The sequence below is a fragment of the Pantoea sp. Acro-807 genome, assembly GCF_011752675.1.
Lineage (GTDB): Bacteria > Pseudomonadota > Gammaproteobacteria > Enterobacterales > Enterobacteriaceae > Pantoea > Pantoea eucrina.
The window spans coordinates 327,033-343,635 of sequence record NZ_VWXE01000002.1 but is presented as its reverse complement, the minus strand read 5'-3'; the positions used below and the strand labels follow the sequence as shown (position 1 = coordinate 343,635).

General features: G+C 58.3%; 15 protein-coding genes. 2 read left to right on the top strand and 13 right to left on the bottom strand.

Annotated elements, in window-relative coordinates; translation table 11 throughout:
• The first annotated feature begins 108 nt into the window (after positions 1–108).
• Positions 109–687 (top strand): GDP-mannose pyrophosphatase NudK, encoded by a 579-nt coding sequence (nudK, locus tag F3J39_RS08105; RefSeq protein ID WP_166714051.1) that lies wholly within the window; start codon positions 109–111, stop codon positions 685–687.
• A 65-nt stretch (positions 688–752) separates the two neighbouring features.
• Here nudK and F3J39_RS08100 read toward each other — a convergent pair whose 3' ends face one another.
• From F3J39_RS08100 to F3J39_RS08065, 8 genes are read right to left on the bottom strand one after another with little or no spacing between them, the layout of a single operon-like run.
• On the bottom strand, positions 753–1,715 hold the full coding sequence (locus F3J39_RS08100; protein WP_071667918.1) for a ribokinase: 963 nt from the start codon (positions 1,713–1,715) through the stop codon (positions 753–755).
• Positions 1,715–2,608: an allose kinase gene (gene alsK / locus F3J39_RS08095; protein ID WP_166714050.1), complete on the bottom strand. Its 894-nt coding sequence runs from the start codon at positions 2,606–2,608 to the stop codon at positions 1,715–1,717. The genes F3J39_RS08100 and alsK overlap by 1 nt, the downstream gene beginning before the upstream one ends.
• Entirely contained in the window at positions 2,605–3,297 is a 693-nt protein-coding gene (gene alsE, locus F3J39_RS08090; protein ID WP_065648729.1) for a D-allulose 6-phosphate 3-epimerase, read from the bottom strand. The genes alsK and alsE overlap by 4 nt, the downstream gene beginning before the upstream one ends.
• Positions 3,297–4,346: an ABC transporter permease gene (locus tag F3J39_RS08085; RefSeq protein WP_039385603.1), complete on the bottom strand. Its 1,050-nt coding sequence runs from the start codon at positions 4,344–4,346 to the stop codon at positions 3,297–3,299. The genes alsE and F3J39_RS08085 overlap by 1 nt, the downstream gene beginning before the upstream one ends.
• A gap of 15 nt (positions 4,347–4,361) precedes the next feature.
• Positions 4,362–5,351, bottom strand: coding sequence for an ABC transporter permease (locus F3J39_RS08080; protein WP_039379498.1), 990 nt, complete (start codon positions 5,349–5,351; stop codon positions 4,362–4,364).
• On the bottom strand, positions 5,344–6,849 hold the full coding sequence (locus F3J39_RS08075; RefSeq protein WP_039379496.1) for a sugar ABC transporter ATP-binding protein: 1,506 nt from the start codon (positions 6,847–6,849) through the stop codon (positions 5,344–5,346). Before F3J39_RS08075 ends, F3J39_RS08080 begins: the two co-directional genes overlap by 8 nt.
• A 1-nt stretch (position 6,850) precedes the next feature.
• Positions 6,851–7,834, bottom strand: a complete 984-nt coding sequence (locus F3J39_RS08070) for a substrate-binding domain-containing protein (RefSeq protein WP_104085266.1) — start codon at positions 7,832–7,834, stop codon at positions 6,851–6,853.
• Positions 7,835–7,846: 12 nt separating this feature from the next.
• The gene (locus F3J39_RS08065) at positions 7,847–8,677 is read right to left on the bottom strand and encodes a DeoR/GlpR family DNA-binding transcription regulator (RefSeq protein ID WP_094111944.1); all 831 of its coding nucleotides are present in this window, start codon (positions 8,675–8,677) and stop codon (positions 7,847–7,849) included.
• 490 nt (positions 8,678–9,167) lie between these two features.
• On the opposite strand from F3J39_RS08065, the gene F3J39_RS08060 reads away from it, so the two are divergent.
• Positions 9,168–10,220: a DUF1176 domain-containing protein gene (locus tag F3J39_RS08060; RefSeq protein WP_039379487.1), complete on the top strand. Its 1,053-nt coding sequence runs from the start codon at positions 9,168–9,170 to the stop codon at positions 10,218–10,220.
• A gap of 15 nt (positions 10,221–10,235) precedes the next feature.
• Here F3J39_RS08060 and ampH read toward each other — a convergent pair whose 3' ends face one another.
• The 5 genes from ampH to hemF all read right to left on the bottom strand — a co-directional run bounded on the left by ampH (position 10,236) and on the right by hemF (position 16,575).
• Positions 10,236–11,405 carry a D-alanyl-D-alanine-carboxypeptidase/endopeptidase AmpH gene (ampH, locus tag F3J39_RS08055; protein ID WP_166714049.1) on the bottom strand — a complete coding sequence of 390 codons (1,170 nt, stop codon included), beginning with the start codon at positions 11,403–11,405 and terminating at the stop codon, positions 10,236–10,238.
• A gap of 143 nt (positions 11,406–11,548) precedes the next feature.
• Entirely contained in the window at positions 11,549–13,558 is a 2,010-nt protein-coding gene (gene tkt / locus F3J39_RS08050; RefSeq protein WP_145339812.1) for a transketolase, read from the bottom strand.
• Positions 13,559–13,626: 68 nt separating this feature from the next.
• On the bottom strand, positions 13,627–14,577 hold the full coding sequence (gene tal / locus F3J39_RS08045; RefSeq protein ID WP_166714048.1) for a transaldolase: 951 nt from the start codon (positions 14,575–14,577) through the stop codon (positions 13,627–13,629).
• Between the two features lie 357 nt (positions 14,578–14,934).
• Complete coding sequence (locus F3J39_RS08040) at positions 14,935–15,288, bottom strand: hypothetical protein (protein WP_166714047.1); 354 nt, start codon at positions 15,286–15,288, stop codon at positions 14,935–14,937.
• A 363-nt stretch (positions 15,289–15,651) separates the two neighbouring features.
• A complete protein-coding gene (gene hemF, locus F3J39_RS08035; RefSeq protein WP_039379477.1) occupies positions 15,652–16,575 on the bottom strand; it encodes an oxygen-dependent coproporphyrinogen oxidase in 924 nt (307 codons plus the stop codon).
• Between the last annotated feature and the right edge of the window lie 28 nt (positions 16,576–16,603).

Sequence of the window (16,603 nt, the reverse complement as noted above, 5' to 3'; positions counted from 1 at the left end):
GCCTGGCTCCCGTTTTTTTTACCCGCCGCTGCGCAGGTAATTCAGATAGTTTTCCCCGCCGCTGCCGCCTATCATTTCAGCCTCTCTCAGCAAAGCAGCGGAGCGCTCATGGCATTCACTATCAACGTCATTAAAAATAAGATCCTGTCTGAAAACTGGTTTGTGCTGCGCAATTACACCTACGAGCTGACGCGCAGCAATGGCGAGGTGGTGCGGCACAAACGTGAAGTCTACGATCGCGGTAACGGCGCAACCATCCTGCTCTACAATCGTGAAAAAAACAGCGTGGTGCTGACCCGGCAGTTTCGCATCGCCACTTACGTTAACGGCAACGAAAGCGGTGAGCTGATTGAAGCCTGCGCCGGGCTGCTGGACGACGACACGCCCGAAGATTGCATCCGTAAAGAGGCGATTGAGGAGACGGGCTATCAGGTAGGGAAGGTTGAGAAACTCTTTGCTGCCTACATGTCACCCGGCGGCGTTACGGAACTGATCCACTTCTTTGCTGCAGAATATAGTGAAGCGATGCGTGCTAACAGCGGCGGTGGCGTTGAAGATGAAGCGATAACCGTGCTGGAGCTGTCGTTCCCGCAGGCGCTGGCGAGGGTAAAAGATGGGCGCATCTGTGACGGTAAAACCATTATGCTGCTGCAGCATGCGCAGCTTGCCGGATGGCTGAAGCCGTAATCAGGGCGCAGTGATGCGCCCCCGCGGCGGGCCTGCATGGCTGAATATCTGTGCCTGAAGCTCAGTTACGCCACCGCGTTCTCTATCTCCCCGACCACGCACTCCGGATGCGCCTGCAGTCGTGCCAGCGCCTCGGCATAGGAGGGCATTGAGTCGGCTGCGCCAGCGCGCTCAACGCAGAGCGAGGCAAACGCTGCGGCAAACCGCGCCGCCTGCGGCAGATCGTCGCCTGAGGCGAGACGCGCGGCAAGCGCACCGTTAAATGCGTCACCCGCGCCGGTGGTATCGCGCGGCTGCGCCGGAAAGAGCGGAATACGCTGCTGCCGGTCAGGCGTGGAGAGCAGGGCTCCCGCCATGCCCAGCGTAATAATGACCTGGCGCGCGCCTTTGCGGTGCAGCACCCCGGCGGCACGGCGCGCGCTGGCGAAATCGGTTACCGTTACGCCGCTGAGCTGGGTCGCTTCGGTGCTGTTCGGCGTCAGCAGATCGACCTTTGCCAGCAGCGCATCGCCAATCTTCTGCCACGGCGCCGGGTTAAGGATGACAAAGGTGCCGCTGGCGCGGGCGTTGTCGATCATACGCTGGATAGCGCTGAGATTATTCTCCAGCTGCACCAGCAGAATGTCGGCTGCGGCGACCGTAGGCTGGCAGCGCGTCACCTCGGCTGCGGTCACGGTGGTATTAGCGCCCGGATAGACTGAAATCATATTCTCCGCGTCGTCGCCCGCGACGTAAATCAGCGCATTGCCGGTTGGCTTCTCTTTACAGGTAAACAGCGTAATGGCATCGAACCCGGTTTTTTCCAGATGACGGCGGGCAAACAGGCCAAAATCGTCATTGCCTACTTTGCCAATGTAGTGCACCCGCGCACCTGCGCGCAGCGCCGCCGTGGCCTGATTAGCCCCTTTGCCGCCTGCGCCCATCATACTGTGGTGCGCCGTCAGCGACTCACCCGGCAGCGGAAAGCGGCGCATTACCGCCACGATGTCGAGATTAAAGGAACCAAAAACACACACCTTTCCTTTCATCATGCGCTCCTGAACAGGCGTTCGGCGGCCAGACAGGCACCGCGGCAGCCCGTGTAGTCGGTTGAGTGGCTGAAGATAATCTTCAGGTTTTCACGGGTTACCGGTGGCCGCAGATGCTGCTGGATCTGGCTGCGCAGCTGCGCCAGCGGAAAATCAGCCATCGCCAGTACGCCGCCCCCGAGGATCAGGTACTCCGGATCGAGAATATTCATTTCGGTCGCGATAAGTTCAGCCAGCCGCCGGACAAACGCCTGCAGTTCCGGCTGTTCGCCGTGGCGGGTAAACAGCGCCGGCATCGGCGTATCGGCGGCGTTCTGTGCGGCCCAGCGGCTCAGCCAGTGGCCCGACGTCAGCGTTTCTGCACAGCCGTGGTTACCGCACGGGCAGGGCAGGGTGTTGCCTGCCACCGGAATATGCCCCAGCTCGCCGGCACCACCATGCTCGCCGTGATAAAAGCCACCGTTGAGCCACAGGCTGTTGCCCATGCCGGTGCCGGGATAGAGACCCACGGCGTTGTCCGGCAGCTGCTCCAGCTGCAGCAGATCCCACAGCATCAGATGGTTCACATCTTTGTCCATCGCCACCGGCACGCCAAGCAGCGCGGTGAGGCGCGACGCGACCGGCTGGCCATCCAGCGCCTGAATAAAGGGCAGCGAAATCACCTGCTGCCGGTCGCGGCTGAGAATACCCGGCAGACCCAGCATAATGCCGCTTACCGGCTGCTGCTCCAGCGTGTCGCGGATGAGCTGAGCAAGCGCCAGCAGCGCGTCGGGCTGCTGCGCCCAGCTGGCGGTGGCGACTTTGCGAAAGCTGCTCCAGACGCCATCCTCTTCCATCAGCTGCAGCCGCGTACCGGTGCCGCCGATGTCGATACCGAGCCAGCGTGGTTTCATGCGGACACCTGCGTCAGCCCCTGGGCTTCATCAATGCTGTCGCGCATCATCTCCCACGCGGTCGCCAAATCATCATGAATGTTAAACAGGCCGGATGTGCCGACAATCAGCACTTCTGCACCGGCCCCAATCAGCTGGTTATAGGTGCGGGTGTTGCAGGAGCCGTCGATCTCAACCAGATAGTGATAACCGTGCTGCTGTTTAAGCGTTTTCAGCTCGCGCACTTTCTCCACCATCTCCGGAATAAAGGGCTGACCGGCGTAGCCGGGATCCACCGTCATCACGGTAATTTTATCCAGCAGGTGAATATAGTGCTGGATAAAAGAGACCGGCGTGGCCGGATTCAGCACAACACCCACTTTTTTACCAAAGCTGCGGATCAGATTGATCACGCGGAAGGCGTCGCGGTTAATGGTTTCTGCATGCGGGCAGATGTAATCAGCGCCCGCTCTGGCGACCGCCTCGATAAAGTCAGTCGGCTCTTCCACCATCAGATGTACATCAATGGCCACGCGGGTATAGGGCCGGATCTGTTCAATAAAGAAAGGGGAGAGCGTGATGTTTTTAACGTAGTGACCATCCATGATATCCACGTGAAGAAAGTCAGCGCGCGAATCGAGAACCTGCAGCTGGTGCTTGATCTCCATCAGGTTCATACACATCAGTGACGGGGAGATTTGAATACGCATCATACTTCCTTCTTTTCAGTCAGAGGATTAAGCACCGCGGCCAGCTTGCTGAGCTTTACCGCACGGTGTTCGTTGAGTCGGGTTTTGAGTTGTTTAAAGGCGAGTACCACAATCAGCACCGCACCCCACATCGCCAGACTGACGTGCTGGCTGATATTCATCAGGTTGAAGCCGGTTGAGAGCACCTGCAGCGCAATCAGCGCCAGCACGACGCCGGTGACGCGACCAAAGCCGCCGTTGGGATCGGTGCCGCCGAGGATAATCGCCAGTACCGTCAGCAGCAGGTAGGCGTCGCCGTAGCCCATGCGCGCGGAGTTAAAGCGCGCCATCATAATCAGGCCCGCGAGCACGCAGAGCAGGCTGGAGATCACGTAAACCAGCATCACCATGCGGTGGGTGTTAATGCCGCTAAACCAGGTTGCGTTGATGTTGCTGCCGCCCATATAGATACATTTGCCGGCCCGGGTTTTACCGAGAAACAGCGCCAGCAGCGCGGCGGCGATGAGGAACACCCAGAGCGGCAGCGGCATCCCCAGCAGCGTATCAGCGCCCAGCGCCTGCACCACCGGCGGCATGCCGCTGACGGCTGCGCCTTTGGTCAGCCAGATACCGATCCCGTTCAGCGTCATCATCGTAGCCAGCGTCACCAGAATCGGATGCGCGCCGATGCGCGTGACCATCAGGCCGGTGATGACGCCGATGGCGGCGGCAATCAGCATGGCGCCGATAATGGCGATAACCAGCCACAGCAGCTGCAGCGCCATCCCGGCACCGGCGGGCAGGGCGCTCATCAGCGTCCAGGCGATAAACAGCGCGGTCAGGTTGGCGGTGGCAATAATGGCGAGATTCAGGCCGCCGCTGAGAATGGCGATAAACATCGCCAGAGTCAGTAATCCCAGTTCCGGCAGCTGAAACGCCATGCTCATAAAGGTGGAGTCGGTCAGGAAGCGACCCGGCAGCATCAGCGTAAAGGTCGCCAGCGCCAGCGCGATCAGCAGCATCAGACCAAGGTTGGTGCCGTCAGGGCGCAGTGCAGTCAGTGATTTCATCATCAATGCCCTCAGTCACACGAAACTGACATCAGTTTCTTTGCGTTTTTTGTAGTGCGTTACGGCGATCGCAATCATGATGACGCCGCCTACCACGATGTTCATGAAGTAGTTCGACACGCCTACCAGGTTAAGACCGTTCTTCAGGATGGCGATCAGAAAGACCCCCATTAGCGTGCCGCTGACCGTGCCTTTACCGCCCATCAGACTGGCGCCGCCCAGCACCGTTGCCGCCAGCACATCAAGCTCGCCGCCGACCAGCGCATTAGGCACCACTTCGCCCATGCGATAGACCTGTACCAGGCCGCCAACCGCCGCCATTGCGCCCAGCCAGCCGTAGGCAAAAACGTGGATCAGGCCGACGCGGATGCCGATACGTCGCGCAGACTCTGCGTCGCCACCCACCGCATAAAGCTGGCGCCCGAGGTTGGTTTTATTCAGCAGCAGTGCCGTCGCCGCGGCAATGATCAGCATGGTGGCCAGCGGCAAGCCGACCTGAAAGCTCTCGCCCTGCCAGCTGAATGGCAGTACGTTACGCAGGGTGATCCACCACTCCGGCAGCGAATAGAGGCTGCGGCCGCCGGTCACCCACATCAGCAGGCCGAACAGCAGCGACTGCATGCTGATAGTGATGATGATGGAGACCACCCGCAGCGTGGTGATCAGCAGCGCATTGATCACGCCAAACAGCGTGCCGCACACGATCGCCAGCACAATGCTGAGCAGCGCGTTATCAAACTGAAACTGCACAAACAGGGACGCAAGCAGGTACTGCACCACTGAGGCAACGGCGGCAAAAGAGATATCGATCCCGCCGGTCACCAGCACTACAAACAGGCCCAGCGCAAAGATGCCGGTGACCGCGTAGCTCTCCGCCAGATCCAGCAGGTTCTGTACGGTAAGAAACTGATCGCTGGTCACAGAGAAAAACAGAATGAACGCCAGCAGCACCCAGGCGAGCCAACCCTGGCTGGAGTGCGGACGTAAACGGGAAAAATCAGGCATTGATCACCTCCGCCAGCTGCTGCTGCTCGACGCTATCGGGTTGATATTCGGCATGAATGGTGCCATCGCGGAAGTGCAGGATACGGTCGCAGTTGTACCAGACCTCCGGCACCTCATCAGAGATCAGGATGATCGACAGCCCCTCTTTCGCCAGCTCATGGATCAGCTGATAGATGCTGGCTTTGGCACCGACGTCTACGCCAACGGTAGGCGAGTCGAGGATCAGAATACGCGGCTGCGTCAGAACCCACTTTGCCAGCACAATTTTTTGCTGATTGCCGCCGGAGAGGGTAGAGATGGCAAGATTCGGGTCGGCAACGCGCACGCCGAGCTGCTGGATCCACTGCAGGATCAGTTTATTTTTACGGTACTCATCGATCAGGTGAAAGCGGTTCTGCAATTTGTCGAGGATCGGCAGCACCATGTTGTCGGCCACCGACTGCTGCTGCACCAGCCCCAGCGTCAGGCGATCTTCTGACACATAGCCAATGCCGGCTTTGATCGCATCTTCATGACCGCGAAAGCGGACCGGTTTGCTGTCGAGCCAGATTTTGCCGCTGTCGGGACGCGTCATGCCAAACAGCGACAGCGCCAGCTCGGTACGTCCGGAGCCAAGCAGACCGCACAGCCCCAGTACTTCGCCCTCATAAAGTTTAAAGCTGACGTCACGGTACTGACCGGCACGGGTAAGATTATCTATCTCCAGGATCACGCGCTCGCTATTACGCGTCGGTGCTTTCAGCTGGTAGTCGAGCTTCAGGCCGGTCATCAGCTCGGTCAGATGATGCGGCGTCATCTCCCGGGCGGGCCAGCAGCCCATTTTGCGGCCGTCGCGGATCACCGTGACGCGGTCGGAGATCTCCAGCACCTCATCAAGCCGGTGGCTGACAAAGACCACGCAGATATTTTTATCTTTCAGATAGCGCACGGTGCGCAGCAGCTGATTGACCTCGGTACGGGTCAGCGAGGCGGTTGGCTCATCCATGATCACCAGGCGCGCATCGGCGACCAGCGCGCGGCAGATAGCGACCTGCTGGCGCTGGGCAATCGAAAGCGCCGCGACTTTCGCATCCAGATCGAGGTCAAATTTCAGCTCGGTTATAATGCTGCGGGCGCTTTCACGCAGGCGCGCGCTGCGGTGCCAGCGCAGCAGGCCATTGAGGTTATGCTCAAACGCGATGTTCTCCGCCACGCTCAGGTTGGGGAACAGCGAGAGGTCCTGATAGATGACCTGAATACCGAAATCACGCGCCTGTTGCGTGGTCAGGCGCGGCAGTGCCGGGCCATCGCCCAGCGTAATATGGCTGCCGCTGTCCGGGGCGTGCACCCCGGAAATGACTTTGATCAGGGTGCTCTTGCCACAGCCGTTGGTGCCAGCGAGACAGTGCACTTCGCCTGCCAGTAAGGTCAGGGAGATATCGCTCAGCGCGCGGTTGCCACCAAATGTTTTCGACAGATTCTCGAGCGCAATTAGCGTCTGTGGAATGACCTCTTGCATATCAGAGCCCCATTTTTACCAGTTTTGGCAGGTTGTCTTTATCCAGACTCTCTGTGTTGTTGCCGAGAATGGTATGCGTCGCTTCATCCACTTTGACTTTGCCCAGTCCTTCAATCGTCATACCGTCGGTGATCGGCTCTTTCTTCTGCATCATGTCGGCGATACGCACAAAGACTTCACCTGCGGTTTCCGGATTCCAGATGTAGCCGCCTTTGATGGCGTTACGCTGCACCAGCGAGGCGCCCTGACCCGGACTGAAGGAGCCAATGACGCAAACCTGGTCAATTTTTTTGCGGTTCATGACGGCGCGCCCGGCACCAATCGGCCCCTGTGAACCAAACGCCATAATGCCTTTCAGATCAGGATATTTAGACATCAGCTCGTTGGTGGTACGGATGGAGTCATCCAGCGATTCGCCGACGCCAAATTTGTCGGTGACCAGCTGCATGTTGGGATAGTGCTCTTTCTGATAATTGAGCGCGGCATCGGTCCACTGCTGATGCAGCGGTACGGTGAGGCTGCCCACGTACATGGCGTATTTGCCCTCGTCGTGCATGCACTTCGCCAGCGCTTTCATGTGATTGATTCCGTGGGTTGCGGCGTCAACCAGCTCAAAATCCCAGTTGGCACCCTGCTGGCCGGGTGACTCATGCGTAATCACTTCGATACCGGCGTCCCGCGCCCGTTTCAGTACCGGCTCCAGCACTTTCGGATCGTTGGGTACCACGCCGATGATGTCGACTTTCTGCGCAATCAAATCTTCAATGGCGCGCACCTGCAGTGCCGGATCGGCTGCGGTAGGGCCGACCATCCATGCATCGATGCCGCGCTTCGCCGCCTCGCTTTTAATGCCCGCTTCCATGGCGTTAAACCAGGGAATACCCCCGATTTTAACGACGATACCCATGCGTAATTTATCAGCGGCATGCGCGCCGGTGGCGGCAAACAGGGCAAGCAGAGAACAGGCGATAAGATGTTTTTTCATACAGACTCCTGGTTAATTTTTAATTAGCTGCATGGACTGATGACGCTGAGAACAGACAATGACGTTAACGCCATTCCACGCCAGTTCCTGCTCCAGCTCTTTATCTTTTAATTGGTCAGTTATCAGAAAATCGACATCACGGTAGTGACAAACACGGGCAAAAGAGGGGCGCATAAATTTGCTGCCATCCAGTAACAGATGTTTTCTTTCAGCGGCCAGTAACATTTGTTGTTTTAAATGCGCGTTATTCTCATTGCCTTCACGTAAATATCCGTCATTACCTAAACTGCTACAGGAAAAAAAGATCTTATTAATCTGAAATTCACGCAGCGGCTGCTCAGCCACCACGCCGTGAAAATCCTCATCGCGGTCAGAATATTCTCCGCCGAGGCAGATAGTGCGAATGCTGCCGCGCGCCGCCAGCGTCTGCACGATGCGTAGCGAATTGGTTAGCACGGTTAACTCGATATCGGGCAGCTGCCGCGCCAGATACCAGCAGGTGGTACTGCTATCGAGCAAAATACAGTCACCCGGCGTGATAAAATCGAGCGCGCGCTTGGCAATGCTCATTTTTGCATCGACATGCTCATTAATACGCTGCCGAAAAGATAATTCGTTTTCTCTGACAGCTCTGTTATTTCCCTGAATGCTGGCGTTCTGTTTTTTTACCGGAACAGCACCACCATGACTGCGCTGTAATAATCCTCTTTTTTCCAGCTGGCTTAAATCACGCCGTATGGTTTCCTGCGAAACCTGACATAGCGTGACCAGCTCTGAGACAATTACGCGGCCATTTATATTAAGTTCGTTAATAATTCTTTGCTGTCTCTCAATCGGCAACATACTTATCCTCCGATGGCTATAAATTACTGGAAGCGGGCACGGGAAAATGTGGACTGGGCAGGAGTCCACGGTGGTAAAAAAAGAGGCCCGTTATTGAGTGATATAAGTTCAGTTATTAATGTAATGCTTAACGCTTATTTGCACGTAATGTTGATGTGGCTCACATAATTAACCCCTGAAGCGTCACAGTTAAAACAGATCCGATCGCCAGCTTATTAATCCATAGCTACCATAGCATGACTGTTTATGACCGTTTATGCGGGATTGACCGTTTCAGACTGCGCCCTGATAGTCAGGGGAATCTGATTGAGCCGCCGTCAGGCGCAGTGGATGATGGGACCGCAGCGTACAACCTGTCCGTACGATGATGAATCGCTGATTTAATAAGCAGTTAATTCTGCTTTTCAGGCCGCTTCACACTTCCAGCCTGCTGATAACGCACGCAGTGCGCTATGATTTTCTTTCCAGAAATTCGGGGACCGGGTTGTTAATGTCGTATTGGATAAAGTCACTGCTCTTGAGCTCTCTGGCAGCCAGCGCCAGCGTGCAGGCTGAACCTCTGCAGAAGTCTTTTTCTGACTGGCAGCTCACCTGTAACAATGCGGCTTTTTGCGTGGCGCGCAGCTTTCCCGGCGACAATGGTCTGGTGATGACGCTGTCGCGCCACGCCGGCGTCGACGATCGTCCGCTGCTGCGTATCGACTACGGCAGCGCCTATACCGGCGCGCTGCCGGGTGGCCCGCTGAAAGATAATCTGCTGCTGGATCAGCGTCGCCTGAAGCCCGACCTTAAACACTGGACGGTTGAGCCGCACCATCTTGCTACCAGCAACGCTATTGCGATTGATGAGTTTCTGGGACAGACGCTGGACGCGAGCACGCTGCAGCTGACGTACCAGGCCAAAGCGGTGGTTCCGCTGCGTGGCCTGAAAGCTGCGCTGCTGCTGATGGATGATGTGCAGGGGCGCGTAAACGGGACCAGCGCATGGGTCAGGCGTGGGGCGCAGTGGGATCTCCCGCCACCGCCGTCGCTGCCATCGCTGCCGTCATCAGCACCGCCGCCCGCGCCGCTGACGCAGGAGGAGACCAGCGGATTGATCGACTATGGAACCTGGCGCATCACCACCGATAGCTGCTCACTGGATCCGCTGCGGCGCGAGGTGAGCGTCGCGCCGCTGACCGACAGCAAAGCGCTGCTGCTGGTCAGCTGTGAAACCGGTGCCTACAACGTTATCGATCTGGCGTTTGAAGTGACGCGCAGCCAGCCCTACGTATCACGCGGGCTGACGCTGAATCTGCCTTTTGTTCCTCCGGCGCGCAGCGACACGCAGCTGGAGCTGGTAAACGCAGAGTTTGATGCCAGTAATGGCCTGCTCTATACCTTCAGTAAAAATCGCGGGCTGGGTGACTGCGGTACGGCAACACGCTGGCAGTTTGATGGCAGCGCGTTTGTTCTGGCGGAATATGCGGAAGAGCAGATCTGCGACGCCTGGCACAGCAGCGACGACTGGCCCACGCTGTGGGTAAGCCAGCCGGCGCGCTGAGCGACTTTCCGGGTGTCAGGGGATCGCGCCGATCATCATCGGCGAACCCGTCTTATTGCCCGCCAGCTCTGTCAGCAGATTATTCACGCCGTCGCTCATGGGCGTAAAGCGGCTGAGCGGTGAGCGGGTGACGACCACAAACACGCCAAGGTTATGCTGCGGAATCATCGCCATATAAGTAATGAAGCCGCCGGCACCGCCGGTTTTCTGAATGATACCGGGCCGGCCTGCTTTGGGGGCCATATAGACCCAGCCCATACCCAGCGCATCGGCACGTCCGGGTACATCCATCCCTTCAACTTTGGTCAGCTGATCGCGCCGGTAGATCAGCGTCTGCAGGCGATCGATCTGCGGCGTGCGGTGGCTTACCGCTGAGTCGAGGAACTGCTGCATCCAGCGCGCCATATCATCAGGGGTGGAGTAGACGCCGCCGCTGCCGATCGCCGCCAGAGTATTATTACAGGGGCTGGCCCCTTTTTCCGGCACCATCAGGCGCTGGCACTGGTCCGGTGAGGGTGTAAAGGTGGTGTCCTTCATCCCCAGCGGGCGCGTGACTAACCGCTGCAGCAGCGCCGGATAGGGCGTGCCGCCCGCTTTCGCCAGCGCGTCAGCCAGCAGGTCAAACCCGAGGTTGGAGTAGGCCGCCTGAGTGCCGGGCACGGCTTTCAGCGTGGCGTTGCCCAGCCACTGCCAGCGATCGCTTTTAGTTGGCCAGACAAACACCGGACGGTGCGGTTTACCGCCGGGCTGTTCGCGCGGCAGCGAGCCGGTGTGGGTGGCGAGGTTGATCAGGCGGATCGTCTGGCCGTTATAGGCCGGAACGCGCGCCCCCGGCGGGGCGTAGCGGCTGAGCGGGTCATCCAGGCGGATCTGCCCGCGCTCGGCCATTTTCACCATCACTTCGCTGGTCATCAGCTTGCTGAGTGACGCGATGCGGATAACGGAGTCCTGCTGCGGCCGGACATTATTACCGGGGCGGGTTTCACCAAAGCTGGTAAAGACGCGCTGATTGCCGTCGATGGCGACCAGCGCCATGCCGGTTGCACCGCTGGCGTAAAAAATATGTTCGGCATAGCGATCAACAATCTGCGATGCCAGCAGAGGATTAGGTGAGACCTGTGCCATACCGCTGACAGGCAGCACGGAGACCATCAGGGCCAGTAAAAATGAAGTCGGTTTTTTCAACGGGAGTGCGTCCGCTATCAGAATCGGAAGAAAACCTATAGTAATCAGTTTGCGCAGAGCGGGAAGGGGAAAACGCGATTTTTTTTGTATAGAAAGTGCTAAAAAAAACGGCCCTCACCGTTATCGGGTGAGGGCCGCGGGGCTTATGCCGGTTTCAGCAGCGATTCCGCCTGGCTTACCACGTTTTCAACGGTAAAGCCGAAGGCCGGGAACAGCTTGCCGGCCGGCGCGGATTCACCAAAGGTGGTCATGCCGACGATTTTGCCGTCGATGCCGACATATTTGTACCAGTAGTCTGCAATACCTGCCTCAACCGCGACGCGGGCGCGTACGGTAGTGGGCAGCACGGATTCACGGTAGGCGCTATCCTGCTTATCGAACACATCGGTGCTGGGCAGTGACACGACCCGGACCTTGTGGCCATCCGCGCTGAGTTTCGCTTCCGCTCCCAGCGTGATCTCCACTTCTGAACCGGTGGCGATCAGAATCACATCCGGCGTGCCGTCGCAATCCTTCAGGATATAGCCGCCGCGCGCAATGTTTTCGACCTGCGCCTGGCTGCGCTCGGGCTGCAGCAGGTTCTGACGGGAGAGGATCAGCGCGGTCGGGCCGTGATGACGCTCCACGGCTGCTTTCCATGCCACCGCGGTTTCGACCTGATCGCACGGACGCCAGGTGCTGAAGTTAGGCGTCAGACGCAGGCTCGCCAGCTGCTCGACCGGCTGATGCGTCGGACCATCTTCGCCCAGACCGATAGAGTCATGGGTGTAGACCATGATCTGGCGCGCTTTCATCAGCGCAGCCATACGGGCGGCGTTACGCGCGTACTCAACAAACATCAGGAAGGTTGCGGTATAAGGAACAAAGCCGCCATGGTGCGCGATGCCGTTTGCAATCGCGGTCATCCCGAACTCACGCACGCCGTAGTGAATATAGTTCCCGGCCGCATCCTCTTTGATCGATTTTGAGCCTGACCAGATGGTGAGGTTACTCGGTGCCAGGTCAGCCGATCCGCCCAGGAATTCCGGCAGCAGTTTGCCAAAGGCTTCCAGCGTATTTTGTGACGCCTTGCGGCTGGCGATTTTCTGCGGATTCGCCTGCAGGCCGCGGATAAAGTCAGCGGTTTGGCTTTCCCACTCCGCCGGCATTTCACCGTTAAGACGACGGCTAAACTCCTGCGCCAGCTGCGGATGCGCCTGCTGGTAAGCGGCAAACTTCTCATCCCAGGCTTTTTCATGCGCGGAACCCGCTTCTTTTGCATCCCACTGCTGGTAGATATCCTGCGGGATTTCAAACGGCGCGTAGTTCCAGCCGAGCTGCTTACGCGTCAGCGCAATCTCTTCGTCGCCCAGCGCAGCACCATGTGACTCCTCTTTGCCCGCCTTGTTTGGCGACCCAAAGCCGATAGTAGTGCGGCAGATAATCAGCGACGGCTTATCGGTTACGCTCTGCGCCTCTTTAATCGCGGCGGCCACGGCGTCGGCGTCGTGACCATCGATGCCTTCAGCGCTGCCGATCACGTGCCAGTTATAGGACTCAAAGCGTTTATGCGTATCGTCGGTAAACCAGCCTTCAGTTTCGCCATCGATAGAAATGCCGTTGTGATCGTAAAAGCCGATCAGCTTGCCGAGGCCCAGCGTACCCGCCAGCGAACAGACTTCGTGTGAGATGCCTTCCATCAGGCAGCCGTCACCCATGAACACATAGGTGAAGTGGTCGACAATATCATGTCCTGGCTGGTTGAACTGCGCGGCCAGCGTACGCTCAGCAATCGCCAGACCCACCGCATTCGCCAGACCCTGGCCGAGCGGGCCGGTGGTGGTTTCGACGCCTGGCGTATAGCCAATTTCCGGATGTCCCGGCGTTTTTGAATGCAGCTGACGGAAGTTTTTCAGCTCTTCCATTGGCAGATCGTAACCGCTGAGATGCAGCAGGCTATAGAGCAGCATTGAGCCGTGGCCGTTAGAAAGGATAAAGCGGTCACGATCGGCCCATGCCGGGTTAGTGGGATTATGTTTCAGGAAGTCGCGCCATAACACTTCCGCGATATCGGCCATGCCCATCGGCATACCTGGGTGACCGGAATTTGCTTTCTGTACCGCATCCATACTCAACGCGCGAATCGCGTTAGCCAACTCTCTGCGTGAAGACATAGGGTTCTCCCTTGTAGTAAAGCATCAGCGGGTTCGCCTCGGCTCGCCCGCACTCAACGGTGGTGCAATCAGAGGCGTGCTGACAGCACATCTTCCAGTTTCTGCTGGTCAACGGCGAACTGGCGGATACCTTCAGAGAGTTTTTCAACCGCCATCGGATCCTGGTTGTGCTCCCAGCGGAACTCCGCTTCTGACAGCGAGGCTGGCTGATGGAAGCCCTCAGTAGAAGGCTCCAGCTTGCGCTCAACCGGCGCGTCGCTGTTCGCCAGCTCTTCCAGCAGGTTAGGGGAGAGAGTCAGACGATCGCAGCCCGCCAGAGCCAGAATCTGCTCAACTTTGCGGAAGCTGGCGCCCATGATCACCGTGCTGTAGCGATGCTTTTTGTAGTAGTCATAGATGCGACGCACAGATTTCACGCCCGGATCTTCATCCACAACATAGGGGTCCATTGGCTTACGCGTGTTGTACCAGTCATAAATGCGGCCCACAAAAGGTGAGATCAGATAGACGCCTGCTTCTGCACAGGCGCGCGCCTGCGCAAAGGAGAACAGCAGCGTCAGGTTGCACTTAATGCCGTTTTTCTCCAGCTCTTCAGCCGCTTTGATCCCTTCCCAGGTTGAGGCGAGCTTGATAAGAATACGTGAGCGGTCGATACCGTGCTCTTCATACAGGCGTACCAGCTTTTCTGCTTTGGTCACGCACATACCGCGATCGAAAGAGAGGCGAGCGTCAACTTCAGTTGAAACGCGGCCCGGCACGCTTTTCAGGATTTCCATGCCGAGATTGACAGCCACTTTGTCGCTGGCGTTGATAATCTGCGTCTCTTTACTGCCACCCTGCTTTTTCGCATAGTCGATGGCGTCATCAATCAGGTGTTTATAAGCGTCAAGACCGGCAGCTTTCAGGATCAGAGAAGGGTTGGTAGTGGCATCTTCCGGATTGTAATGGCGAATGGATTCGATATCGCCACTGTCCGCCACCACGGTGGTGAACTGTTTTAGTGCGTCTAGCTGGTTCATCGCTTAACTCCTTGATTAGCAATATTGTGGGCAAAAGAATGCCGGGCAACCGTCGCCTTGTCTGCGCCCTTTGCTGGGGATAGTGGTTCCACACAGTGCTACAGACGCCCGCTGATTAAAATGCGTTTTCTCTGATTATGGCGTGGCGGAGAGAGAGGCGGCGTAATCGGTTCAGCCATGTTTTGCCATCTTCAAGCATAGCAGCTTGCGCCGGAGATGCAGGCGAGGCGGTAAGTTCGCCGTCAGCTGCGGCGGTGGCCTGTGCTCCGGCACGGCGATCGGGCAGAGGACGCCTGGCCGCGTCCTCTGTACTCCCCGATTTAGCGCCAGCTGCGTGCTGCTGCGCCGGGGCGCATGTTAAGCGCTGGTTCCGTTCGCCGTCAGCTGCGGCGGCAGCTTTTGCTCCGGCGCGGCGACCGGGCAGAGGACGCCTGGCCGCGCCCTCTGCACTCCCGGGCCCTGCGCCAGCCCCGTCCGCCGCTGCGCGGTTCCCTCGCTCACGCCCGCTTCCCCGGGACCGGCCGCCATTCGCTCCTGCTCACCGTGCCCTCCCTCGGCGGACCCGGATGGCGCTTCCCGCCGCTGCTGGTTTTTTCTCTTTTTCTTACGTTTTTTATGGCTGAAGGTTTCGTGAAGAAGCTTCAGACCACACCGCAACACTTTTAAAAAAAACAAAATGAAAAATTTACAGGCGGGGAGGAGGGGCGCCATCCGCAGCGCCGGGCGCAGAGCGACGGCCAGGGCGAGCCGGCAGGACGCCGGCGAGAGCGCGGGTTGAGCAGGAGCGAATCCGCGCGGTCCGTTAAGGCCGGAGGGATAAGCCCGGGAATTCGCGAGGACGGCGCGGGGCGCGGATTGCTAAGGGGCGCGCCCACCCGGCCCTTAGCCCGTCCGCGTGCGGAGATGCCACTGAAACTGCCAGAAGCCTGGCGGGCGGAACCCCTCCGGTGCCGCGCGCTGCTTAGCGCCCAGCCCCGCGCTGCTCAGCGCACAACTCCCGCGCTGCTCAGCGCACAACTCCCGCGCTGCTCAGCGCACAACTCCCGCGCTGCTCAGCGCACAACTCCCGCGCTGCTAAGCGCCACTCCCGCTAAGCCACTCCCGCACGGGGAGAAAATCCGTATAAAGCTGCGCTTCCGGTGAGCCGGGCTCGGGCTGATAGTCATATTCCCAGCGCACCAGCGGCGGCATCGACATCAGAATTGACTCGGTTCTGCCGCCAGTCTGCAGACCAAACAGCGTGCCGCGGTCCCACACCAGATTAAACTCAACGTAACGCCCGCGGCGGTAGAGCTGGAACTGGCGCTCGCGATCGCCCCACGGCAGTGCTTTACGGCGTGCAACAATCGGCAGATAGGCCTGCAGATAGCCGCGGCCGACCGCCTGCATAAAGTCAAAGCAGCGGTCAAAGTCTGGCGTGTTCAGATCGTCATAAAACAGACCGCCGATACCGCGCTGCTCATTGCGATGCTTCAGGTGGAAATAGTCATCACACCATTTTTTATAGCGCGGATAGACATCCTCGCCAAACGGCTCGCAAAGATTGGCTGCGGTCTGATGCCAGTGCATGGCATCCTCGGTAAAACCGTAGTAGGGCGTCAGATCAAACCCGCCGCCGAACCACCAGACCGGATCGGCACCGGGTTTTTCAGCGATGAAAAAGCGCACGTTAGCGTGGCTGGTCGGCACATAGGGGTTTTCCGGATGGACTACCAGTGAAACGCCCATCGCCTCAAAACTGCGTCCGGCAAGCTCCGGACGATGCGCGGTGGCTGAAGCGGGCATCTGGTCGCCATGCACATGGGAAAAGTTGACCCCGGCCTGCTCAAATACCGTGCCGTTACGCAGAACCCGGCTGCGTCCGCCACCGCCACCGGGACGCTGCCAGCTATCTTCGGCAAACGTTGCGCCGCCATCCGCTGCGGCCAGTTGATTGCAGATCTCATCCTGCAGCGTCAGCAAAAACGCCTTAACGCGTGAAATATCGGGATTGCTCATGCGTCACTCTCTCTGTAAATGTGCCGTA